At 74.3% G+C, this 23,848-nt stretch carries 17 protein-coding genes; 13 read left to right on the top strand and 4 right to left on the bottom strand.

The genetic code is table 11. From position 1 onward, the window contains the following. The first annotated feature begins 63 nt into the window (after positions 1 to 63). A complete protein-coding gene (locus AB0D94_RS17210) occupies positions 64 to 1,866 on the top strand; it encodes a galactose oxidase-like domain-containing protein (RefSeq protein WP_362052064.1) in 1,803 nt (600 codons plus the stop codon). Between the two features lie 46 nt (positions 1,867 to 1,912). Here the strand turns inward: AB0D94_RS17210 and AB0D94_RS17205 are convergent, their stop codons facing one another. Genes AB0D94_RS17205 through AB0D94_RS17195 form a run of 3 tightly spaced genes read right to left on the bottom strand, consistent with a single transcriptional unit; the run spans position 1,913 to position 3,766 of the window. Then, complete coding sequence (locus AB0D94_RS17205; RefSeq protein WP_362052062.1) at positions 1,913 to 2,671, bottom strand: hypothetical protein; 759 nt, start codon at positions 2,669 to 2,671, stop codon at positions 1,913 to 1,915. A gap of 58 nt (positions 2,672 to 2,729) precedes the next feature. Continuing rightward, the gene (locus AB0D94_RS17200; protein WP_362052060.1) at positions 2,730 to 3,320 is read right to left on the bottom strand and encodes a HutD family protein; all 591 of its coding nucleotides are present in this window, start codon (positions 3,318 to 3,320) and stop codon (positions 2,730 to 2,732) included. 5 nt (positions 3,321 to 3,325) lie between these two features. Continuing rightward, positions 3,326 to 3,766: a MarR family transcriptional regulator gene (locus tag AB0D94_RS17195; protein WP_362052058.1), complete on the bottom strand. Its 441-nt coding sequence runs from the start codon at positions 3,764 to 3,766 to the stop codon at positions 3,326 to 3,328. A gap of 153 nt (positions 3,767 to 3,919) precedes the next feature. On the opposite strand from AB0D94_RS17195, the gene AB0D94_RS17190 reads away from it, so the two are divergent. Beyond that, a complete protein-coding gene (locus AB0D94_RS17190; protein WP_362052056.1) occupies positions 3,920 to 5,458 on the top strand; it encodes an MFS transporter in 1,539 nt (512 codons plus the stop codon). 72 nt (positions 5,459 to 5,530) lie between these two features. After that, on the top strand, positions 5,531 to 6,040 hold the full coding sequence (locus tag AB0D94_RS17185) for a DUF664 domain-containing protein (RefSeq protein ID WP_362052054.1): 510 nt from the start codon (positions 5,531 to 5,533) through the stop codon (positions 6,038 to 6,040). Positions 6,041 to 6,188: 148 nt separating this feature from the next. Here AB0D94_RS17185 and AB0D94_RS17180 read toward each other — a convergent pair whose 3' ends face one another. Then, complete coding sequence (locus tag AB0D94_RS17180) at positions 6,189 to 6,851, bottom strand: NAD(P)-binding domain-containing protein (RefSeq protein WP_362052052.1); 663 nt, start codon at positions 6,849 to 6,851, stop codon at positions 6,189 to 6,191. 584 nt (positions 6,852 to 7,435) lie between these two features. On the opposite strand from AB0D94_RS17180, the gene AB0D94_RS17175 reads away from it, so the two are divergent. The 10 genes from AB0D94_RS17175 to AB0D94_RS17130 all read left to right on the top strand — a co-directional run bounded on the left by AB0D94_RS17175 (position 7,436) and on the right by AB0D94_RS17130 (position 23,811). Beyond that, entirely contained in the window at positions 7,436 to 9,127 is a 1,692-nt protein-coding gene (locus AB0D94_RS17175) for an AfsR/SARP family transcriptional regulator (protein ID WP_362052050.1), read from the top strand. A gap of 55 nt (positions 9,128 to 9,182) precedes the next feature. After that, complete coding sequence (locus AB0D94_RS17170; RefSeq protein WP_362052048.1) at positions 9,183 to 11,432, top strand: TOMM precursor leader peptide-binding protein; 2,250 nt, start codon at positions 9,183 to 9,185, stop codon at positions 11,430 to 11,432. Continuing rightward, positions 11,422 to 13,368 carry a TOMM precursor leader peptide-binding protein gene (locus tag AB0D94_RS17165; protein WP_362052046.1) on the top strand — a complete coding sequence of 649 codons (1,947 nt, stop codon included), beginning with the start codon at positions 11,422 to 11,424 and terminating at the stop codon, positions 13,366 to 13,368. Before AB0D94_RS17170 ends, AB0D94_RS17165 begins: the two co-directional genes overlap by 11 nt. 29 nt (positions 13,369 to 13,397) lie before the next feature. Further along, positions 13,398 to 15,029: a SagB family peptide dehydrogenase gene (locus tag AB0D94_RS17160; RefSeq protein WP_362052044.1), complete on the top strand. Its 1,632-nt coding sequence runs from the start codon at positions 13,398 to 13,400 to the stop codon at positions 15,027 to 15,029. A 31-nt stretch (positions 15,030 to 15,060) separates the two neighbouring features. Next, on the top strand, positions 15,061 to 17,895 hold the full coding sequence (locus tag AB0D94_RS17155; RefSeq protein WP_362052042.1) for a lantibiotic dehydratase: 2,835 nt from the start codon (positions 15,061 to 15,063) through the stop codon (positions 17,893 to 17,895). Then, positions 17,883 to 18,947, top strand: coding sequence for a lantibiotic dehydratase C-terminal domain-containing protein (locus AB0D94_RS17150; protein WP_362052041.1), 1,065 nt, complete (start codon positions 17,883 to 17,885; stop codon positions 18,945 to 18,947). The genes AB0D94_RS17155 and AB0D94_RS17150 overlap by 13 nt, the downstream gene beginning before the upstream one ends. Then, a complete protein-coding gene (locus AB0D94_RS17145) occupies positions 18,944 to 20,056 on the top strand; it encodes a peptidase M50 (RefSeq protein ID WP_362052039.1) in 1,113 nt (370 codons plus the stop codon). Before AB0D94_RS17150 ends, AB0D94_RS17145 begins: the two co-directional genes overlap by 4 nt. Before the next feature lie 88 nt (positions 20,057 to 20,144). Then, entirely contained in the window at positions 20,145 to 21,116 is a 972-nt protein-coding gene (locus AB0D94_RS17140; protein ID WP_362052037.1) for an ABC transporter ATP-binding protein, read from the top strand. Beyond that, positions 21,113 to 21,868, top strand: coding sequence for an ABC transporter permease (locus tag AB0D94_RS17135; protein WP_362052035.1), 756 nt, complete (start codon positions 21,113 to 21,115; stop codon positions 21,866 to 21,868). The genes AB0D94_RS17140 and AB0D94_RS17135 overlap by 4 nt, the downstream gene beginning before the upstream one ends. Further along, entirely contained in the window at positions 21,865 to 23,811 is a 1,947-nt protein-coding gene (locus AB0D94_RS17130) for a TOMM precursor leader peptide-binding protein (RefSeq protein WP_362052033.1), read from the top strand. The genes AB0D94_RS17135 and AB0D94_RS17130 overlap by 4 nt, the downstream gene beginning before the upstream one ends. Positions 23,812 to 23,848 lie beyond the last annotated feature (37 nt).

Genomic DNA, 23,848 nt, shown 5'->3' with positions numbered 1-23,848 from the left:
CGGGGTCCGAACCTGAGGAGTTCCATGTCCCGCGTGCAACGGTCCGCCACTTTGTCGGCATGTGTGATCATCTCCGCCCTGGCCGTGACCACGGCGTGGGCCGCTCCGGTCTCCGCCCACGGCAACGGCCACGGCCACGACGGCGCCGCCGCCGCGGCGGCCGTGGTGAGGTCCGACGAGGCCGCCGTACTGGGTACGGAGCACGCACGGGCACACGCCCGGCTCCGGCTGGCCGTCAAGAACACCGAGGGCTATCCCCAGCAGACCAGGACCGCGAGCCTGACCTCGCTGCGGGACTCCCAGCGGCAGGCCAACGCCCGGTTCGGCGCGGCGGAGTTCGGACGCTTCACAGAGTTCTTCCCCTCGCCCGACTTCGGCGTCCACGTCGCCCAGCTGGTGACGGGCAAGGTCCTGCTCTTCTCCTTCGAACGCGTGGAGGCCGACCCCACCAAGGAGACCGGCCCCACGAACACGGTCGGACGGACGAACGCGGGCCGCGCCTACCTCTGGGACCCGGCCCGCGGGACCGGGGCCCGGGCCTTCAAGAAGGTCGCGCCCCCGGTCGTGCTGATGCCCGACGGCACCCATGCCCCGCGCCCGGCGCCGTTCTTCTGCGCCGGGCACGCCTACCTCCCCAACGGGATGGTGGCCGTCTTCGGCGGCAACGTCGGGGGGAAGGGCGGCAGCGGCGCCAAGCTGTCCTTCGTGTTCGACCCGTGGACGGAGACCTGGTACCGCAACCGCGACATGGCCGTGGGCCGTTGGTACCCCTCGGCCGTGACCGGCCCGGACGGCCGGCAGATCATCATGTCCGGCCAGTCCGAGCGGGGCACGGGCACGCCCACCCCGGTGGTGGAGCGCTTCCCGGCCCTCGGACACCCCGTGCCCTGGCGGCCGTACGACATCCCCCTGGACGTCCCCTCGCAGCGGCTGCGGTCGCAGGCCCCCTTCCGCAACGACTATCCGCACCTCTTCTCGATGCGGGACGGCCTGATCTACGGGCTCGGCCGGGACGCCGACCAGCAGTGGGCCTTCGATCCGGTCAAGGACGTGCGCACCGACCTGCCCCGGCGCCCGGCCGACTTCCGCGGCTACGGCTCGGCCGTGCCGCTGCCCGCCGGGTTCCGCGGCCCCGACTCCGTCCTGGTGCTCGGCGGCGACCCGCGCGACCCGCACACGTACCGGCTGTCCGGCGGACGCTGGACCACCGAGGAGCCGAGGGCCTTCGGCCGCACCCAGGACGACACCCTGATCCTGCCGGACGGGACGCTGCTCACCGTCAACGGCGCCCTGGACACCCGGGACTACGGGAACGGGCCGTTCAACCCGAAGGCCGACCCCAAGTACCGGCAGATCGAGCTGCGCGACGCGCGGGGCCGCTGGAAGCTCGGGCCGGCCCAACGGCTGCCCCGCGGCTACCACTCCAACGCCCTGATCATGCCCGACGGCCGGATGATGGTCACCGGCGACGAGCTCCAGCAGATCGCCAACGACCCCGACATCCGGGACGGCATGGACGGCAGCATCGAGCTGTACGAGCCCGCCTACCTGCACCGGGGCAGCAGGCCCGCGCTCGACCGGGCGCCCGCGGGCGAACTCGGGTACGACACGCCCTTCCAGGTCCGGAGCTCGACCCCGAAGGCCGTCAAGCGGGCCGTGCTGCTGGCGCCGACGACCGTCACGCACTCCGTGAACACCAGCCAGCGCCATCTGGAGCTCCGCTTCACCGGGACCGACGGCGACACCATCGGGCTGCGCACACCGCCGAGCGCGGCCGACGCCCCGCCCGGCTACTACATGCTGTTCCTCCTCGACGCGAAGGGGGTCCCCAGTAAGGCGAAGTGGGTGAAGCTGGGCGCCCGCTGACCGGCCGGCCGTCCGAGGGTCCGAGCGTCCGGACGCTCGGACGATCCTAGAAGGGCGGCTCGTCGCAGTACCGGCTCTCGCCGTTCGAGGCGGCGGCGCGCCAGGCGGCGTATCTGTTGCGGGCCGTGATGTCGTCGGCGGTTTCCAGGCCGCTGGTGTCCTGACCCCAGGCCCTCAGGGCGGCGAGAGCCGCGTTGCGGTGGAGACGGTCCGTACTGGTGGCCAGCAGGCGGCGGGTGTGCCGGACCAGCTCGTGCCGGTGTCCGGCCAGCTCGGGGTGCTCAGTCAGGGAGAGAGCGGCGATGAGGGCGGCGTCGCCTACCGCTGCTTCGCCGTGACCGAGGAACGGGGCGACGGCGCCGTAGAACACGGGGCGGAGGTCCCGGAAGGCGCCCATCTCCTCGTTGCCGTCGATGCGCGCGGACTCGTCGTCGCCGTCTCGGGCGAGGTCCGCGAGCCACTCCAGGATCAGGGCTCGCGTCGGGCGGGTGCGCGTCCCGTCACCGGTGCGGCCGGGCCCGGTGGTGTCGGTGGCAGGGTGGCTGAGGACCGCCGCGACGAACAGCGCCACCGGCACGGTGCCCTCGTAGAAGCTGTTCTGGTGGCGTACCGAGCCGAGCGCGCCGAGGGCGTCGGCCTGCACGGCGGGGTCAGGGTCGAGGAGACCGGCCAGGGCGGCCGGCAAGCCCTCACCCGTTCCGAAGGCGGTGTCGAGTGCCGCCCAGTCAGTGCCGTGCAACACCACCTGGTGGTCGGGGGTACCAGTGGTGGCAACGCTGCGAAGGGGCCGGTCGCTGACGGTCACCTGCGGAGCCTACGACGTCCCTCCGGCGTTCGCCTGAGCCGGTGACATCGCGCACCGTCTAGGACGGGGCCTGGCCGAACGACACCACGGCCACGTGTCCGGAGGTGCTGATGAGGCCGGTGAGGGGGCCCGTCGCCAGCACGGCGTCGTACTGGCCCAGCGGGACGGCCGGGCCCCGGGACGGTTCGAGGACGGCCGGGCCCGCCAGGGCGACCAGCAGCAGCGTCTCGTCCGGAGCGGTCGCGAGGGCGAGCCGGCCCCGTACGACGGCGGTCCGCGCCCGCACCGTCCCCCGGCGGTACATCACGTTGAAGTTCCGGACCGGACCGTCGAGGAGCAGGCAGTCGGTCGGCTCGTCGCCGGCGAAGTCCTGCGGCGCGTAGCGCTCGGCCACCCGGCGGTGCGCACCGGCCACCGTCAGGTCCATGCCCGCGCCCTCGACCAGGGTCAGGGTGCGGTCGACCTCGGGGAAGGCCGAGAAGGGGCCGTCGGCGGCCACGTCGGCGAGGCTCACCCGCCAGGCGAAATCGCCCGTCCCCGCGTCCTCGGGCCAGGCCGCGATCTCCCGGGTGACCCCGCCGCCGTTCTTCCAGGCGTCCGCGCGGCGGTCCGCCGCCCGCAGGATGCTGAGCCCGCTGTCACCGGCCATGCCCGTCAGGCGTCCTTCTCCATCGTGGGGCGCAGGCGCTCCAGCAGGGCGTAGAGCGTGGCGCTCTCGGTCTCGTCGAGGGTGTCGAGGGCGCCGTGGGTGGCTTGCATCTCCTCCCGTACGCGGCGGATGACCTCGCGGCCGGCGTCCGTCGCGACGACGTTCTTGACGCGGCGGTCGGCGGGGTCCGGCTCACGGCGGACCAGGTCGCGGGCCTCCAGCCGGTCGACGATCCCGGTGACGTTGGACGCGTCGCACACCAGCAGGGCGGCCAGTCCGCGCATCGGCAGGGGGCCGTCGAGCTGGGCGAGGACCCGGGCCTGCGTGGAGGTGAGTCCGTGGTGGGCTGCGGCGGCCGCGAAATCGCGCCACTGGGCGGTGCCGATGGCGGCGAGCAGCTCCAGCAGCTGGAGCTTGGCGGGGGTGCGCTGGGCGGTGTCGCTCATGGCTGGAGCGTACTCAAGATGATTGACATTATCAATTGTTTACTTGACCACCTTAACTATCCACGTCTACCGTCGACGGAGTTACTTGATGACGTCAAACATCCGCGTTCTGAAGTTCTGAAGTTCTGAAGCACGAAGAAGGTCCTCCTCGCCATGAGCACCCCCTCCCCCGCCGCCCCTCCGGCCCCCGGGTACAGGAACGAGACGGTCATCGTCTTCGCCCTGAGCCTCGCCGCCATGGTCGTGTCGATGATGCAGACCCTGCCGGTCCCCATCCTGGGCCTGATCCGCGACGACCTGGGCACCTCGACCGCCGACGTGAGCTGGGTGACCACCGCCACGCTGCTGTCGGCGGCCGTCTTCACCCCGCTCCTCGGCCGCTTCGGCGACCAGCACGGCAAGAAGCCGACCTTGGTGGCCGTCCTCGGCGTCATGGTCGCGGGTTCCGTCATCGCCGCGCTGGCGTCCTCGCTGCCGCTGCTGATCCTGGGCCGGGTGCTCCAGGGGGCCGCCACCGCGATCTTCCCGCTGGCCCTGTCCGTGCTGCGCGAGGAGGTACGCCCCGAGAAGCTGCCCGGCGCCATGGCGCTGGTCAGCGGCACCCTCGCCTTCGGCAGCGGCCTGGCGCTCGTCGCCACCGGCCTGCTCACCTCCGGGCCCGACGCGGACTACCGCAACGCCTTCTGGATGGCGACCGGCTTCGCGGTGCTCGCGCTGCTGGCGGTCCTGGCCCTGGTGCCCGCGACCCGGCACAAGACGGGCGGGCGCACCGACTTCCTCGGCGCGCTGACCCTCGGCATCGCCCTCCTGCTGCTCCTGCTGCCGATCTCCCAGGGCCACGAGTGGGGCTGGGCCTCCGGCCGTACGCTGGGCAGTTTCGCCGGCGCCGCCGTCATGACCGCCGTCTGGGTGATGACCGAGCTCAAGGTCCGCGAGCCGCTCGTCGACATGCGCATGTTCGTCCACCGTCCGGTGCTCATGGCCAACCTGGCCGGCATCCTGGTCGGCTTCGGGATGTTCGCCAACTTCCTGGGCGTCTCGTACCTCGTCCAGATGCCCCAGGCGCTCACCGGCTACGGCTTCGACGCCTCCATCCTGCGGGCCTCCGTCCAGTTCCTGCTGCCCGGCGCGATCGTCTCGCTGCTGGCCTCGCCCGTCGGCGGGCAGCTCGTACGCCACCGGGGACCGCGCGTGGCCCTCGCGCTGGCCGCCGGCCTCGGCGCGGTCGGCTTCGGCTGGCTGGCCCTGGACCACGGCCACAGCGCCTCGGTGATCGGCGCCGGACTCGTCGTCGGCGCGGCCGTCAGCTTCGGTTACGCCGCCATGCCCGCAGTGATCATGGCCAGCGTCCCGCACCACCAGAGCGGCATCGCCAACGGCATCAACTCGATCTCGCGCTCCACGGGCAGCGCCATCGGCAGCGCGATCGTCACCACGATCCTGGCGTCCACGACCATCGAGCACCTGCCGGCGGGAGTGCCCCCGCTGCCGGCCGAATCCGGCTTCACCCTCACCTTCGCGATCGGCGCCGTCGCCTTCGCACTGGTCGCGGTGATCAGCTGGCTCGGCCTGCGGGGCGGCCCCGGGACCGTGGCCGCCGCATCCGGAGAGCCCGCGGTGTCCGGGGAGACGGCGCGTACCGACACGGCCGACACGGCCGCCCTGGCCGGGAAGGCCGTCTCCGCCGGCTGACCCGCGGATCGCGCTCCGCCCGCCGCGTGTCGCTCGCGGCCGGCGGAGCGCCACGCCTTGCATGGTGGTGGCATGAAGGCTACGGACGTCATCGCCGACGGGTTCGGACGCATCCACGAGATCGTGCACGAGGTCGTCGAAGGGCTCTCGGAAGAGGAACTCAACGCGCGCATCGACCCGGCGGCGAACTCCGTCACCTGGCTGGTCTGGCACCTGACCCGGATCCAGGACGACCACGTGGCGGACGCGGCGGGACAGGAACAGGTCTGGCAGGCCCAGGAGTTCGAGGCCCGGTTCGCCCTGTCGCTGCCCGCCGGTTCCACCGGGTACGCGCACACCGCACGCCAGGCCGGCGCGGTCCGGGTCGACTCCGGCGAGCTGCTGCTGGAGTACTTCGACGCCGTCCACGAGGAGACGCTGCGCTTCGTCCGGGGGCTCGCCGCGGCCGACCTGGACCGCGTGGTCGACGAGAGCTGGGACCCGCCGGTGACGCTCGGGGTCCGCCTGGTCAGCGTCCTGGGCGACGATCTCCAGCACGCCGGCCAGGCGGCCTTCGTACGGGGCCTGCTGGAGCGGCGGTAGGCGCAACCCGGGGGCCGGGTGCGCGTCCGCGCGGTCCGGCCCGGCGCCGCCCGCCCCGCGAGACGGCGCCGCGGGTGCGCCCCGCGAGGCCGCTCCACCAGGCGGCGCCGCGCGCGTGCGCCGGTGCGGGTGCGCCGGTGCGCGGCCGTCAGCCCTGGAAGGCCTCCGTGCGGACCGGGGAGGCCTCGGCGAGGGCCCGGGTGACGGCCTCGACGCCCTCGCGGAGTCCGTAGACGGGGGTGCCGGGCTGCTGGCGCCAGGAATCGTCGAGACCGCCGGAGTCCACGGTGTCGAAGCCGAGTTCGTCGATGAGGGCGCGGACGGCCTTCTTGGCCGCCTCGTCGTCGCCCGCGACGGGCAGGGCCATCCGGTCGGGAGCGCCGGCCGGGCGGTGCCGTTCGAGGATGTCCTGGGCGAAGGTGCCGTTGAAGGCCTTGACCACCGGGTGGCCGAGCTGCCGTTCGGTCCAGCGGCTCTCGGTCAGGCCCTCGTCCTCGATGCCGGCGATCCTGCCGTCGCGCTGCTGCGGGTAGTAGTTGCAGGTGTCGATGAGGGCGAAGCCCTCGGCAGCTTCGCCGAAGAGCCCCGGCGGCAGGTCCGGCACGTTCTTCAGGGGGACGGTGACCACGACGATCTCGGCGCCGCGCGCCGCCTCCCCGACGGTGACGGGGGTCGCGCCCGTCTCCTCGGCGAGGGCGGACAGGGTCTGCGGTCCGCGCGAGTTGGCCACGGACACTTCGTGCCCGAGGGCCGTGAGGCGGCGGGTGAGGTTGCCGCCGATGTTGCCCGCGCCGATGATGCCGATCTTCATGAGCTCTCCCATGTGCCTACGGGTCGGGTATGGCTCCGGTACGAACTCCCTTGGGCCGCAATGCATTCCGGCGGAATCGATGCCTCACCCGATCGACGGATCCGGCCGGTCCGGCCCCGCCGGGCCGAACATCCGCCGCACACACGGGGATCCGGCCATGGCAGTGGCGGGATATAGACCTTAAATCGATCATCGCTCCATGCTTGGATGGCGCCCGCACCCGCAATTCGTTTAGCCCTGAACATTATTGACGGGGTGACGAAATCAGGACACTCCGCGACTCGACTTTCACAAGATCCGTTATGTATGGTTCCCATCATCGCCCAACGAGGGGCGGAGTACGGCCATAGGTTTGGTCTGGACTATTTCAGAAGTTTTTCTGGAGTACGTCTGGATAACACCTCGACCGACCAGCGCCCCCGCCATGCTGCATCGCGAAATACGTGACCCGACACGGGGGACCAGTCATGCGGTTCCAGCTTTTGGGGCCCTTGAGCATTGCACACGGCCCCGAAACCGTAGTTCTGAAACCATCCAAGCCGACCAGCCTTCTCGCCGCGCTTCTCCTTCACCCCGGTGGGGTGGTGTCGACCGACTATCTGCTGCGCGCCGTGTGGGACGAGGAGCCGCCCGCCACCGCCCGCGCCGCACTACAGACATGCGTTCTCCGCCTGCGCCGGTTATTCGCGAAGTACGGCATATCCGCGACCACCATTGAGGCCGTGCCGGGCGGATACCGCATGCACAACGACACCTCGACCCTCGACCTCGTCCTGTTCCGCTCCCTGGTCACCCGGGCGAAGGAAGCCGGGGCCCTCGCCTCGGAACGGCCGGAGGAGCTGTACCGGCTCAGGGAGGCACTGTCGCTGTGGCACGGCACTCCGCTGGCCAACGTGGCCTCGCGGATGCTCCAGCGCGACGCGGTACCGGTCCTCGAACAAGAGCGTCTGCGCGTGCTGGAGCGGGTCTGCGATCTCGAACTCGCCGCCGGGAACTGCCATCAGGTCCTGGTCGACCTGTACGAGAGCGCCCGTCGGCATCCCGTGCGCGAACGCTTCACCGAGCAGCTCATCGAGGCCCTCTACCGCACCGGACGGCAGGCGGAGGCCCTGGCCGAATACCGGACCGTCCGCGAACGGCTGCGCGACGAGCTCGGCGTCGACCCGGGCGCCGGCCTGCGCCGCCTGGAGCTGGCGATCCTGCGGGCCGAGGACCTGGGGTCGCCGCCCGCGCGCGCCCTGGCCCTGACCGGCCGGGCCGCCACCGCCCAGGCCCCGGCCGCCCCGGCGCTGCCCACCGCGCACGAGCCGCCCGCACTGCCCTACGGACTGCCCTCCGGGCCGCCTCCGCACGGAGCGCGGCTGCTCCCCGTACCCGGGTTCGCGGGGCGCGAGTCCGACCGTACGGCGCTGGCCGCGCGGCTCGCCGCCACCGGCGGGCCTCGGCTGACCGTCGTCTCCGGCGCGCCCGGCATCGGCAAGTCGGCGCTGGCGCACCAGTGCGCGTACGAGGTCCAAGGGGCCTTTCCCGGCGGCGTGTTCAGCGTCGCCCTGGCCCGCCCCGACGGCGCGGCCGTGAGCACCGAGGAGGCCCTGCGACAGCTGCCCGGGCCCGGTGCCGGGCGGCGGCTGGTGATCCTCGACGACGCGGCCGGCGCCGGTCAGGTGCTCGCACTGCTCCCCGCCACGGGGGACGCGTCCGTGCTGGTGACCAGCAGGCGCGGGCTCGCCGCCGTCGTCGCCACCCACGGCGGCACGGTGCACCGGCTGGACGTACTGGGACCCGCCGAGGCCTACGGGCTGCTCGCCGGGCTCGTCGGCGAGGAACGGATCGGGGCCGAGGCGCCGGCCGCGGCCCGGCTCGCCCGCGTCTGCGGACACTTCCCGCTGGCGCTGCGCATCGCGGCGGGCCGGCTGCTCACCCGGCCGGGGCTGTCCGTCGCCGACTGCGCGGCCTGGCTGGCGCAGGAGCCGCCCGCCCGGCTGGCCCTCGCCGAGGATCCGCGGCTCTCCGTACCCGAGGTCTTCGGGCAGGCCCTGGACGCGCTCGGCCCGGAGTCCCGGGCCGCGTTCCTCCGGCTGGGCGCGCTCGACCCGCTGGCCCCGCTCACGGAGGCGGGCGGCGCCGGCGTCCTCGAACAGCTCGTGGACGCGGGGCTGTTGGAGGACGGGCCGCCCACGACGCCTTACCGCATGCACGATTTCCTTCGCATCTACGCGCGTTGGTTCTCCGGCGGACGCCTCGAGACCGCGGCAGCCGCCGCACCGCGCCGGTAACCCGCACCACACCTCTCCCGCTCCATCCCGCCCAGACCGCACCCAGGGGTGTCCCATGTCCCAAGCCAGCTACACGTCCGTCGCGACGACCCGGCCCCGGATCCGCCGGGACGTGCTCTTCACCGAGACGCCCGACGGCGTGCTCTTCCACAACTCCGACGGCGGGTTCCGCCTCACCGCCAAGGCGGCGTATCGTTTCGCCACCCTGATCGTCCCGCACCTGACCGGCGAGCACACGGTCGAGCAGCTCTGCCGGGGACTGGGCGACGCGCAGCGGGCGATGGTCGGCGAACTCGTCAGAACGCTCTACGAACGGGACTTCGCCCGCGCCGCCGCCCCGGCGCAGGCCGAGCCGGGCACGGCGCTCCCGCCCGACGTGGCCCGCCGGTTCGCCCCCCAGATCGCCTACGTCGACCACTACGCGGACGACGCCGAGGCCCGCTTCCAGCGCTTCCGGTCCTCCCGGGTCGCCGTACTCGGCGACGACGCCGTGGCGCGCTGGTGCGCCGCGAGCCTGGTGCGCAACGGCTGCGCGGTCATCGGCGTCCTGGCGGGACTGGACCGCACCGCCCTCGACGCCGACGTCGCGGAGGCGGTGGCCGACGGGGCACCGGTGGAGATCCGCACCCTGGCGGCCGGGGCGGCGGGCCTGGGATGGGCCGAACTCGCCGACTACAGCACCGTCGTGGTGACCGGCGGACGCGGCGCCCCCGCGGTGGTGCTGCCCCTGCTGCGCGCCGGGATACCCGAGGGCCGCACCCTGCTCCCGGCCTGGTCCTACGGGTCCGACGCCGTGATCGGCCCGCTGATGACGCACGGCGGGGCGGGCTGCTGGGCCTGTGCGGCGCTGCGGCTCGGCACGGACCGCGGCGGAGCCGGGGCGGGCACGGGTACGGGTGCGCAGGGCGGCGCGGGCGCGGCCGCCGACCTGTGGAGCGCGCTGGCCCTGGGCGTCGGCCCCGGGAGCGCCGGCCCGGTGCCGGGCCGGCCGCTGGCCGCGATGATCGGCAACCTGCTCGGCTACGAGGTGTTCCGCGCCACCTCGGGCGCGCTGCCCGCCGAGACGGCCGGCCGGCTGATCGTGCAGGACATGGAGTCGCTCGACGTCACCGCCGAGCCGCTGCTCCCGCACCCCCGCTGCCCGTTCTGCGCGGACGGCGGGACCGAGCCCGCGCCGGTGGACCTCGCGGCGGCGGGCACGTCGGGCACGCCCGGGCTGCCGACGCTGGAGACGGCACGTGAAGCGGACGCCCTGGTCGAGGAGTTGAACCGCCGGTCCGCGCTGGTGCGCCCGTACGCCGGGGTGTTCACCCGGTTCGCGGACGAGCCGCTGACGCAGATCCCCCTCAAGCTGGGTGTGGTCGAGCTGGGCATCGGACACTCGGGCGCGCGCTCCGTCGTCGCCTCCGACGTCCACCACGTCGCCGGGGCCCGGATGCGCGCCCTGGACGCGGCGGCGCTCGTGTACGCCGAGCACGTGGTGCCGGCCGGCGCGCTCGTCACCGGAGCCGGGGAGCGGGGGGCAGCGGGTGCGCTGACCACGGCCTCCGGGCTGCCGGGCGAGGCCGCCGTCCACCAGCAGGCCGTCTCGCTCCTGACGAAGGAGCCCGTGCTGGTCCCGGCGGGCGCCGTGCGCCCCTTCGGTCCGCACAACGCCGACGGGCTCTTCGAGCGCACCCGGGCGGGAGCGGGCGCGGGTCCGGCCCCGGCGGACGCCGCCGCCGCGGGGCTGCTCTCGGCGCTCGCGCACGACGCGCTGACGCGGACCGTACGGGGCGCGGCGGCGGCCCCGGTGCCGCTGCCCTCGCCCGCCGTCAGCACCGCGGCGGGAGCCGATCCCGAACTCCTCTTCCTCGTGCGCTCGGCGGACCGGCTGGGCGTGCCGGTCGAGCTGCTGGACCTCGGCGAGGGCGCGCGCAGCGGCGTTCAGGTGCTGCTCGCCCGGTCCGGGGAGCGCTGGGCGGTCGGCAGCGAGCTGGACCGGCGGGCGGCGGCGGTGGCGGCCCTGCGGGAGCTGCTCGGTGCGGTGCAGTACGAGCAGGACGAGGCGGGCGCCGGCCCGGCGGACACCGGGGACCCGCTGCTGCGGGACCTGGACGCCCGCGCGCTGACGGTGTCCGGCGCGGGCGCACCGCTCGCGGACGGACCCGCTCCCGGCTGGGCCGAGGTGCTGGCCCGCCTGGCCTCGGCGGGCCGCGAGGCCTATGTGGTCCCGACGGGCTCCCCCGACCTCGCCTCGGCCGGCTTCCACACCGTCCGGGTGCTCCTCACCTCGGCCGTCGGGGAGCCGGGCGATGACGCGTAGCCGGGTCACGGTGGCCCGCGCGGACGGGCTCGGGGCCGGGGCGGCCGAGCGGTTCGCCGCCCTGCTGGAGGACTCGCTGGCCGCCGTCGGAGGACCGGGCGTGGCCCTGTCCGTCCTCGGCCTGGGCGACGCCTTCGCCGAGCCGGGCGGGGCCGGGGAGGCCGGGGAGGAGGCGGAGCCGGGCGTGCCGGTGCACCTGTACGGCCACCAGGCCGTGGTCGGTCCGGTCGTCACCGCCGGGGATCCGGGGTGCGCGCACTGCCTTCGGCGGCGCTGGCAGGCCGTACGGTCCGTCGCGCTGCGGGACGCGCTGGAGCTCGGCGGGCCCACCCGGGCCGCGGGCGACTGGCCGTACGCCCACGCCTTCGCCGCCGACGCCCTGGCCGCACTCGTCGCCGCGGTCCACGCCCGGCCCGCGGCGGCCGGGCCGTACCCCGAGGTGCGGCTGCTCGACCTGCGCGGTGGCACCGTCCGGCGGTATCCGCTGGTGCCCGACCCGGAGTGCCCGCGGTGCGGAGCCCCGTACGCGGACACCGCCGGGCCGCTCGAACTGCTGCCCTCGCCCAAGTACCGGCCGGGGGTGTTCCGCACCCGGCCCATCGGGTCGTACGGCATCGAGATCGCGGCCTACGCCAATCCGCTGGCCGGAGCGCTGGGGCCGTCGGTCGTCCAGGACGTCTCCTCCACGTCCACCTCCGCGACCATCGGGTGCTTCTCGATGCGTGCGGGCGAGTACCTGCGCGAGACGTTCTGGGGCGGCCACACCAACTCCTTCGACCACAGTGCGCGCGTGGGCGTGCTGGAGGGACTGGAGCGGTACGCCGGCATGCGGGCCCGGGCCCGGACCACCAGCGTCACGGGATCGCTGGAGCGGTTCGGCAAGGACGCCGTCGATCCGCGCGAAGTCGGCCTGTACAGCGCGGAGTTCTACCGGGACAACCCGCGGGTGCGGCCCTTCGACCCCGGCCGGGAGATCCCGTGGGTATGGGGCTGGTCGCTGCGCGACCGGACGCCGCGGCTGGTTCCCGAGGTCCTCACCTACTACCACGCGCCGGGGCTGGAGAACCGGTTCGTGCAGGAGAGCTCCAACGGCTGTGCCTCGGGCGGGAGTCTGGCCGAGGCAGCGTACTTCGGGCTGATGGAGGTCGTCGAACGGGACGCCTTCCTGCTGACCTGGTACGGGCAGCAGCCGTTGCCCGAGATCGATCCGGCCACCAGCTCCCGGGCCTCGACCCGGGCGATGGTGGACCGGCTCGCCCTGTACGGCTACCGCGCCCGCTTCTTCGACACGCGGATCACCTTCCCGATCCCGGTGGTCACCGCCGTCGCCGAGCGGTTCGACGGCGGCCCGGGCCGGATGTGCTTCGGTGCGGGCGCCGGCCTCGACCCGGAGTCGGCGCTGGACTCGGCCCTGTGCGAGATCGCGACGGACGCCGTCAACCTCCCGGGCCGCACCGAGCGGGACGAGGCCCGGCTGCGTGCGATGGCCGAGGACTTCGACCTGGTCACCGCGCTGCACGACCATCCGCTGGTGTACGGGGTCCCGGAGATGGGCCGCCACGCGGACTTCCTGCTGCGGCCCCCGGCCGGGGCGGTGCGTGCGGCCCCGGGGCCGGTCGACGCGCTGCGGTGGCCCGACGGGTGGGGCTCCGACTCCTCGGACGACGTGCTCGACGACCTGGAGCGCTGCGTGTCCGCCGTCGCCGCCGAGGGTTTCGACGTGGTGGTGGTCGACCAGACCTTGCCCGAGCAGCGCGCCCTGGGGCTGCACACCGTGAGCGTGCTGGTGCCCGGGCTGCTCCCGATCGACTTCGGGTGGTCGCGCCAGCGCGCGCTGGGCATGCCGCGGCTGCGTACGGCGCTGCGCGCGGCGGGTCTGCGCGAGCGCGACCTGGAGCCCGGCGACCTCAACCCGGCGCCCCACCCCTTCCCCTGACCGCCCGCGACCGACCGTAGGAGGACCCCGTGGGCTACGCCCATGACTACGCCGACGCCATCTTGCACCGAGGCCGGACACCGATGGAGCCGGTCGATTTCGTGCCCGACTGGGTGGACCGCCCGCGGAAGGCGAAGTTCTACCCCGGCGCGGAGACCCTGCCGCTGCCGGAGCCGGCCGCGCCCGCCACGGGGGCCGGGGCCGGGCCGGAGTTCACCCTGCCGCTGCTCTCCGGGATGCTCCAGGACTCGTACGGGCTGACCGGCCGCCGGCTGGGCGTCCAGGCCAACACCGACCTGGCCGCGCTCCCCCACTACACGCAGGCCAACTGGTCGCGGGGCACCGCCTCGGGCGGCGGGCTCTACCCGGTCAGCGTCTACTGGGCGGCGGGCGCGGGCGGCCCGCTCACCCCCGGCCTGTACCACTACGCGCCGCACCAGCACGGCGTACGGAGGCTGCTGACGGGCGATGTCACCGGTGAGGTGCGGCAAGCGCTGGGGGCTGAGGGCGCGGACGGCGCTGCCGCCGCGGGCTGTACCCAATACCTGGTCCTGGGGGTCAAGTACTGGCAGAACTCCTTCAAGTACAACAGCTTCTCCTTCCACGCCGTGAGCATGGACGTCGGGGCGCTGCTCCAGACCTGGCGGCTGTGGGCGGCGCCGCGGGGGCTGCGGGTCGCGCCCGCGCTCTGGTTCGACGAGGAGCGGCTGGCGCGGCTGCTGGGGGTGGCGTCGCGGGAGGAGGGGATCTTCGCGGTCGTCCCGCTGGAGTGGGCGGGCGGAGCCCAGGAGTCCGCGAGCCCCGGGCGCACCCCGGAGGCCGGCCGCGCCGAGGGCGAGGGGGGCTCCGGTCCTGCCGGGCGCGAGCCGGGGACCGGCGCCGCCGTGCGGCGCCGGGACTCCGAGCGCTCCCGCGCCGTGCTGGAGTTCGAGACCCTGGAGCGCATCCACGAGGCCACCCTGGGCCTCGCCGCCGACCGCCCGGCCCCCGGCGCGCTCGACGCGGCCGCCGCCTTCCCGCCGCGCGGCGGCGACCCGGTGCCGCTGCCCCCGCCCGCCGCCGCCCCGCTCGGGGTGGACGGGGCCCTGCGCGCCCGGCGCAGCAGCTTCGGCCGCTTCGACGCGAGCCGTGCGGTGACGGCGGAGCAGCTGGCCGCGGCCCTGGCCGACTGCGCCGCCGCCTCGGTCGGCAGCGAGGCGGAGCGTCCGGGCGGGCCCCGGCTGACCGCCCTGTACGCCTTCGTCAACCACGTGGAGGGCGTCGCCCCCGGTGCGTACGCCTACGATCCGGCGGCCCACGCCCTGCGCCCGGTGGTTCCCGGAGCGCCCGGCCCGTTCCTCCAGCGCAACTACTTCCTGTCCAACTACAACCTGGAGCAGGCGGGCGTGGTCGTCGTGCCGACCGTACGGACCACCGCGGTGCTCGACGCGGTGGGCGACCGCGGCTACCGCCTGGTGAACGCGACCGTCGGCGCCGTGGCGCAGACCTTCTACACCACCGCCGCCGCGCACGGGCTCGGCGCGGGCGTGGCCCTCGGCTTCGACAACGTCTCGTACATCGAGGAGCTGGGCCTCACGGGCACCGGTGAGGCGCCGCTGCTGATCATGCTGCTGGGCCACGAGCGGCCGGAGCCCGCCGACTTCCGCCACGAGATCGCCTGACCGGGCCGACGAGAGAACCAGGACGATCCCGATGAACACCACCACCGAATGGCACGCGGGCGACCGCTTCATGCTGCGCGTGGCCGGCCTGCCCCTGTCCGCGGTCGAGGCGCTGCGCTGCCCGGACACCCGTCGCTGGGCCGAGGACGTGCTCGCCGGCGAGGAGGCGCTGCGCGCCGACGGGGAGCGGCTGAGCGAGCTGCTGCACCGGGCCGTGGCGGCGACCGACCCCGCCGCGGACGGGCCGGGCGCGGCCCTGCGCCGTGAACTGCTGCGCCTGCGCCGCCAGATCCACAACAACCGGCTGCCCGAGCCCCCCGACACGGTCGTGCGGGCCCTCGCCGCCGTCCCCGGGGCGGGCGAGCAGCTGGCCGCCTGGCTGAGCCGGCGCCGCCGGATGGAACGGCTGCTCGCCGAGGGCGCGCCGCTGCTCGCGGCCGACCTCGGCCGCGGTCGCGCGGCCCTGCGCCACCTGCTGGGGGACGATCGGCTGCGCCACGGCCTGCTGCTGGCCTCGCCGGTCCTGGAGGGGCAGCTCGACGCCTACGCCAAGGCCACCGCGGAGACCGGCGCCCCGACGGGCCGGGCCCGCAAGGCCGAGCGCTCGGTCCTCTCGTACCTCTACCGCACGGCGTGCAAGACCAGCCCGTTCTCCACCTTCACGGGGGTGGCCACGGGCCGCTTCACCGGTGCGGACGGCGCGGACGCGGGAGGCGCGGGCACGGACGGCGCGGACCGGCAGGACGCGGACCCGCAGGACGCGGGCGTGATCCGGGTCGCGGACACCTGGAGCAGCCATGTCCGGCTCAATGTCGTCGTACTGGCCCGCCTGGCCGAGCTGATCCTCGCGGACCCGGTCCGGCGGCGTGACCTGCCGCTGCGGCTCGCCTCCGGCTGGGGCCGCGACGAGGACCGCATCCGCTACGTCCGCCGCTCGGTCACGGCCGGCGACGACTCGGCCGCCGTCACCTTCGACGCGGTCAAGGACCGGCTGTTCTTCCTGCGGCGCAGCGGCACCCTGGACCGCCTCCTCGCGCTCTTCGGCGAACGGCCCGAGCTGCGCCACCAGGAGCTGGCCGACTGGCTGGCGGCGGAGCACGGAGCCCCGCCCGCCGAATGCGAGGCGTACGTCGGCGCCCTGCTCCAGCTGGGCATGGTCCGGGTGCCGTGCCTGGACACCGAGGTCCACGACGGCGATCCGCTGCGGGCCTTCCAGCGGTCCCTGGCCGCACTGGACCGCCCCTGGGCCCACACCCTCGGCGCGCTCCTCGACGGGCCCGCCGAGGCGCTGGAGCGCTATCCGGCGGCCGGGCAGAGCGAGCGGGCGGAGCTGCTGCGCGCGCTGCGCTCCGGGCTGCGGGCGGCTCAGGAGGAGCTGGGCGAGCGGGGGGCGGCGCTGCCCCAGACCCTGCTGTACGAGGACGTGAGCGCGGGCCGTGACGTCCGCGCCGCGGCGCCCGCCTGGGCGGCGGCCGGGGGCGGCGCGCTGCGCGAGGTCGAGCGGATCCTGCCGGCCTTCGACCTCACCCTCGCCCAGCGGATCACCTTCGAGGGGTTCTTCACCGCCCGCTACGGCTCCGGCGGCCGCTGCGACGACCTGCTCGGCCTGGTCCACGACTTCCACGAGGACTTCTTCGACCAGTACTTGTCCTTCACCGCCCGGCGTACGCCCTTCGACGCGCGCGGGGAGTACGTGCCCGAGGAGAACTGGCTGGGGCTGCCGGGCATCCGCGCCCTGGACGCGGCGCGGCGGGCCTTCATCGGCCGGATGCGGGCGCACTGGTCGGCGTACGAGGAGCGGGGCGCCGACGGCGAACTCCGGCTCACGGAGGCCGACATCGACGCGGTGGCCGGGGAACTCGAACCGGTCGTACCGGGGTTCGCGCCGCGCTGCCACCACGTGCAGCTGGCCCGTGACCCGGACGGCGGCGAGCCGCTGACGGTGCTGAACCGGTCCTACGGCGGCCTGTCCTTCCCCTTCAGCCGGTTCACGCACGTCTACGAGGAGCCGGACGGGCCGGACGCACAGGACGGGCCGCACGCGCCGGGCGGCCTCGCCGAGGAGCTGCGCGGGACCGCCGCCCGGGTCACCCCCGAGGGGGCCGTGTTCGCCGAGGTGACCGGCGGTCCGGTCACCACCAACCTCAATCTGCACGGACAGCTGACGGACTACGAGATCGTCTGTCCGGGCGAGAGCGGCACCCTGGCCGAGGACCGCCGGCTGCGGCTGGACGACCTGTACGCCGAGCACGTGGCGGAGTCCGGGCGGGTGGTACTGCGCTCGCGCCGCCTCGGCCTGGAGGTCATCCCGGTCTACCTGGGCTATCTGGTACCGCTGGCGCTGCCCGCGATCCCGCGCACGCTGCTGCTGCTCTCCCCGTCCTCGATGTCGCCGCTGGACGTCTGGGCGGGCGTGCCGGAGGGCGCCCCGCACGGCGGGGTGACCTCGCGGCCGCGGGTGGTGCACGGGGACGTCGTGCTCAGCCGCCGGAGCTGGACGACCAAGGCGGCCGAGCTGCCGGTGGCGGGGGCGCTGGAGGCCGGGCACTTCCTGGACTGGCAGCGGTGGCGCCGCGCGCACGGACTGCCCGGCCAGGTCTTCGCGACCGTGTCCGCGGGGCCGTCGGCCCTGGGCGCGAAACCTCAGTACGTCGACTTCGAGAGCCTGCTCTCGCTGGCGTCCTTCGAGTCGCTGCTGCGCGAGCCCGGCCACCGGGTCGTGTTCCGAGAGATGCTGCCCGCCCCGGACGCCCTGCACGCAGTCTCCGCACGCGGCGCCCATGTCGCGGAGCTCGCCGTCGAGACCTTCACCACCCGCACCCCCACCCCGCGACGCCCGGAAGGCGGACCCCGATGTCAGAGCTGACCGACCCCGGCACGGACCGGCGCGGCGCATGGCAGGCCATGCACATCTTCTACGCCGCCAATCCGCAGCCCTTGCTGGTGCACTGCGTACGTCCGCTGATCGCCTCGCTGACCGCGGACGGGCTGCTCGCCGGGCACTTCTTCATCAACTACTGGCTGGAGGGCCCGCACGTGCGGCTGCGGCTGCGGCCGTCGAGCGAGGCGGCCGCCCCCGAGGTGCGCAGACGCGCCGAGGAGGCCGTCTCGGCCTTCCTGAAGGCCCGGCCGGCCCTCTACGAGGTGGATTCGGGATTCCTCAACGAGTTCTACAACACCCTCTTCGACATCGAGTTCCCCGAAGGCGACCGGGCGGCCTTCATGGGTGCCGACGGCCGGATGAACCTGCGGCCCAACAACAGTTACGCGTACGAGCCCTACGAGCCGGAATTCGGAAAGTACGGCGGCCCGGCCGGAATCGAACTCGCCGAATGGCATTTCTCCCGTTCCAGCGATCTGGTCATGGACGCCCTGGGCCGGATGAACCTGCACCTGCGCACCGTACTGCTGGGCACCTCGGCGCAGTTGATGATGGTGATGGCGGGGGTGTTCCTGCCCGACCGGGAGGAGCTCGGCGGCTATCTCGACCGCTACTACGAGTTCTGGCACACGGCCTTCCCCGGGACGGGCTTCATCGGTTCGGCGGAATACGACCGCACCTTCGAGCAGACCGGCCCGGGGCTCGCCCGGCGGTTCGCCGCCGTCCGCGAGGCGCTGGCCTCCGGCGAGACGGGCCGGCTGCCCGCCTTCCTGGCCGGGTGGGCGGAGCACTGCCGTGAGCTGCGCGGGCGGGCCGAAGCCCTGGCGGTCGCGGGTGACCTGGTCTTCCGTTCCTGGGACGGCACGCGGGACGAGCAGGTCACCGATCCGGCCGTGGCGCTTCCGCTGCTGCTCTCCCCGTACATGCACATGACCAACAACCGGCTCCATGTGACGATCCGCGACGAGGCCTACCTAGCACACCTGCTCGGACGGGTGCTGCGCGAGGGCGCCGGGGCCGAGCCGGTGCGCCCGTGAGCGGCCCCACCGGGCTGCTGGCGCACCGGCCCGCCCTGCGGCCGGGCATCCTGCTGTCCCCGCCGCTGCTGAACGGTCCGGCCGTCGTCCACCTCGTCAAGGACCCGGTCTCCGGGGCCTCCTTCGAGATCGGCCCGAAGGAGTTCTTCCTCGTCTCGCGTCTCGACGGCTCCCGCAGCCTCGCCGAGATCGGCGCCGCGTACGGGGAGGCCTTCGGCCGCAGGCTCGGCGAGGGCAACTGGCAGCAGTTGCTGGCCCTCCTCGGCAGCCGCCGGCTGCTCGCGGGCGGGCCCGCTCCCGAGGCTCCGGGCCCGCCGGGTCCGCCGCGCAGCGGGACCCTGCTGCGCGGCACGCTGCGCCTGGTCGCCGACGCCGACGCCGCGACGGCCCGGCTGCACCGCCTCCTGCGGCCCGCGCTGCGTCCCGTGGTGCTGGGCGCGCTCCTCCTGGTGTGCCTGGCGATGGAGGGGGTGTTGGCCGCCGCCGCGGGGGGCCTCGTACGCGATCTGTGGTGGCTGCTGTCGCATCCGGTGCCGCTGCTGGCGGTGGCCACGCTGCTGTGGCTCAGCACGGCGCTGCACGAGTTCGCGCACGGGGTCGCCGCCCGTCATGTCGGGGGAACGGTCGGGGAGATCGGGCTGCGCTGGCGGCTGCCGGTGGCCATCATGTACTGCACCGTGGACAACTACCGTTATCTGGGCCGCCGTCGCGACCAGCTGGCCGTCGCCGCGGCCGGGGCCTTCGCCAACCTCCTCTTCCTCCTCCCCTTCTTCGGCTGGTGGGCGGCCCTGCCCGAGGCCGACGCGACCGGCCGGGTGCTGGGCGCGCTGCTGCTGCTCGGCAGCGCGCAGGCCTTGGTCAACCTCCTGCCGCTGCCGCCGCTCGACGGCTACACGATGCTCGGCCACGCCCTGCGGGTCACCCGGCTCGCGCCCGCGAGCTCCGCCTACCTGCGGCTGCGGCTGCGCGACCGGGCGGCGGCCGGCGCCTACCCGGCCCGGGCCCGCAGGCTCTACCTGGCGTACGGTGCGGGCTCCGCCCTGCTGGTCGTGCTGCTCGTCGCGGCTGCGGCGGGCACCCTCTGGTACGCCGTGGCCCGGGCCTCCTGAAACCCCGTCACCCGATCCGTCCGCCGCCTCCCGATTCCCCGACACCCGTCCCCCCACCACCACCGAGAACGAGGGAACCGCACTCCCCATGAGCACTGACCGCACCACCCAGCCCCCCGGCAGCGGCCCCGAGGCCGCCGTCACCGTGTCGGAGATCCGCAAGCGCTACGGCGACCGCACCGCGGTGGACGGGGTCTCCCTCGACGTCCGCCGCGGCGAGTTCTTCGGCCTCCTCGGCCCCAACGGGGCGGGCAAGACCACCCTCGTCGAGATCATGGAGGGTCTGCGGCAGGCCGACTCCGGAACCGTCCGCGTGCTCGGCCAGAGCCCCTGGCCGCGCAACACCGCGCTGCTGCCGCGGATCGGCGTACAGACGCAGGCGTCCGCGTTCTTCGTCCGGCAGACCGCGCGCGAGCACCTCCTGACCGTCGCCGGGCTCTACCGCGCCGAACGGGGCGCGGCGGACCGCACCCTGGAGACCGTGGGCCTGACCGAACAGCGCGACGTGCTCGTCGAGAACCTGTCCGGCGGCCAGCGCCAGCGCCTCGCCATCGCCTCCGCCCTGGTCCACAGCCCCGAGCTGATCTTCCTGGACGAGCCGACCGCGGCCCTCGACCCGCAGGCCCGCCGCGATCTGTGGCAGGTGTTGCGCACGCTCAAGAGCGAGGGCCGCACCATCGTCTACACCACCCACCACCTCGACGAGGCCGAGGCCCTGTGCGACCGGGTGGCCATCCTCGTCGGCGGGACGATAGCCGCCCTCGACTCCCCGCACCGGCTCGTCACCGCCGCCGGCGCCCCCGCCCGGCTGCTGCTGCCCGCCGGCCGGATCGCGCTCGACGACGCGGCCGCCCTGCCGGGCGTGGACCGGGCCAGCCTCCAGGGCGGCTCGCTGGTCCTGGAGACCGCCTCCCCGGGCAAGGTCCTCCAGGCCGTCGACGCGCTCACCGGGCTCGACGGGGTGATGACCCGTACGGCCACGCTGGAGGACGTCTACCTCGAACTGACCGGTACGGCCGCCGGCCACGCCACCACCCACCCCACGGAGTCCCAGGCATGAGCGCGTACACGGCCCTGACCGCAGCCGGCTACCGGGCGCAGGTCCGGGATAAGGCCACCCTCTTCTTCACCTTCGCCTTCCCGCTGCTCTTCCTCGTCGTCTTCGGGCTGATCTTCAGCGGACAGGAGGTGGAGGAGAGCGGCCGTCCCTACATCTCGTACATCGCTCCCGGCGTGATGTCGTGGGGCGTGGCCAACGCCGCCGTGTTCGGCATCGCGTTCACGCTGATGCAGTGGCGCCGCGACGACCTGCTGCGGCTGATCCGGCTGACGCCGACGCCGCTGACGACCGTACTGGCCTCGCGGTACGTGCTGGCGCTCGTGGTCGGCGGCGTCCAGGCCGCGGTGTTCGTGGCGGTGGCGATGCTGCCCGGGTTCGGGCTGGTGCTGGACGGGCGCTGGCCGCTGGTGCTGCCCGCGCTGGTCCTCGGGATCACCGCGTTCATGGCGATCGGCGTGATCGTCGGCACCTACGCGAACACGCCGGAGGCCGTCGCGGCGATCGCCAACTGCATGATGGTGCCGATGGCGTTCCTGTCCGGCTCCTTCCTGCCGCTGGACATGATGCCGTCGTGGCTCCAGTCGGTCTCCCGCGTCCTGCCGCTGCGCTACCTCAACGACGCCGCGACCGGGGCGCTGACCGGTTCGGGCTCGCTGTCCGCCATCGGCACCGGGTGCGCGGTGCTCCTCGGCTTCGCCGTGCTGTTCGGCGGGATCGGGCTCAAGACCTTCCGCTGGAGCAACCGGACATGACCCCGACTTCCGTGCGTACGCGCCCCGTCCAGGCCCCGGACGGCACCGCGCTGGAGGCGGCGCGGCGCCAGCTGGCCGGGGCCCTGGAGGACCTCGGCGCGTACGTGGTCACCCTCGGTGTGCACGACGCGCTGGGGCCGCGCGCCGCCGACCCGTTCGCCGCGGTACGGGCGGCCGCGACCGTCCATCTCGGCGCCCGCGCCGTCCTGGTCGGCCCCTGGGGCGGCGACGGGACCTCGGCCGCCTGCGGCCAGTGCCTGGCGATGCGCCGGCAGCGGCTGCGCAGCCGGAGCGAACGGGACGCCCTGGAGACCGGCACCGGGACCGTCACCCCGGTGGCCGGGGACTGGCCGCGGCTGACCCCGTACCTGCTGGACGCCGTACGGGCGCTGCACGGCGCGGTGTTCGAGGGCTCCGCGGCCGCCCCCGGGCCCACGGCGGCGGACCGGGCCCTGCCCCAGGTCTCCCGGCTGGACCTGGAGACCCTCCAGGTGCGGACCTACCCGCTGGCGGCCGATCCGCTCTGCCCCGACTGCGGGCCGCGCGGGACCGACGCCCCGGCTCCCTTCGTCCCGGTCCCCCGGCCGACGCCCTCGCCGGGCGCGCAACGCCTGCGGACGGCGTCCTCGTACCCCGTGCCGCACGCGGCGCTGGCCAATCCCGAGACCGGGGTGCTCGGCGGGGGCACATGGATCAACGTCACCTCGCCGACGACCGCTCCCGTCGCGGGCAGCGTGTTCATGCGCGGCTACGCGGGGCTGACCGACGTCACCTGGAGCGGGCAGGCCAACAGCTTCTCGGCGAGCCGGGACCTGGCGTACCTGGAGGGCCTGGAGCGGTACGCGGGCACCCACCGGCGCACCGGGAGCTCGCTGCTCACGGCCTCGTACGCGGAGCTGGGCGAGCGGGCCCTGGATCCGGCGCTGTGCGGTTTCTACCCGCCCGAGACCTACCGCGACGACCCGATGGTGTCCCCCTTCGACCCGGACCGGCCGATCCCCTGGGTGTACGGGCACTCGCTGCGCGACGACCGGCCGGTGCTGGTCCCGGCGCGGCTGGTGCACTACAGCGCGGGGCTGGCCGCCGACAACTTCGTCTTCGAGTGCTCCAACGGCTGCGCGATCGGCAGCTGCACCGAGGAGGCGCTGCTCGGCGCACTGCTGGAACTGATCGAGCGGGACGCCTTCCTGGTGGCCTGGTACGCCGGACTGCCCCTGACGGAGATCGACTTGGCCTCCGTACCGGGGCCGGCCGTGCGGATGATGGCCGACCGGGCGGCACTTCAGGGCTACGACGTGCACGTCTTCGACAACCGGATCGACCTGTCGGTGCCGGTGGTGACGGCGCTCGCGGTGCGCCGCGACGGAGGACCCGGGCTGTTCTCCTTCGGGGCGGGCGCGGCGCTGGATCCGGCGGTCGCCGCCGAGGCCGCGCTGTCGGAGGTCCTCACCTACATTCCGCACCTGCCCCGGCAGGTGGCGGAGCGACGGACCGAACTGGAGGCGATGGCCGGTGACTTCCGGCAGGTACGGCATCTGAAGGACCACGCCCAGCTGTACGGGCTGCCGGTGATGGCCCCGTACGTGCGGCCCTACCTGGAGCCGGTGTCCGTGCGGCCGATGGCCGAGGTCTACCGGACGTGGAACGCGGAGGGCCGGCCGCGCACCGCGGACCTGCGCGACGACCTCATGTACTGCGTGGAGGAGCTGACGCAGTCCGGGCACGACGTGATCGTCGTCGACCAGACGACGCCGGAGCAGCGGCGGATCGGGCTGCGCACGGTGTGCGCGGTCGTGCCGGGGCTGCTGCCGATCGACTTCGGCTGGTCGCGGCAGCGGGCGCCGTTCATGCCGCGGCTGCGCACCGCGCCCCGCCGGGCGGGGCTGCGCGGGACGGACCTGGACGAGGCGGAGGTCCGGCTGGTCCCCCACCCCTTCCCCTGATCCCCGCCGCCCGGGCGCGGTCCGGAAGCCGGGGTCC

Source organism: Streptomyces sp. NPDC048255, assembly GCF_040652415.1.
Classification (GTDB): Bacteria; Actinomycetota; Actinomycetes; order Streptomycetales; family Streptomycetaceae; genus Streptomyces.
Note: the sequence above shows the minus strand (reverse complement) of the source record. Positions and strands in the feature narration are given on the sequence as shown.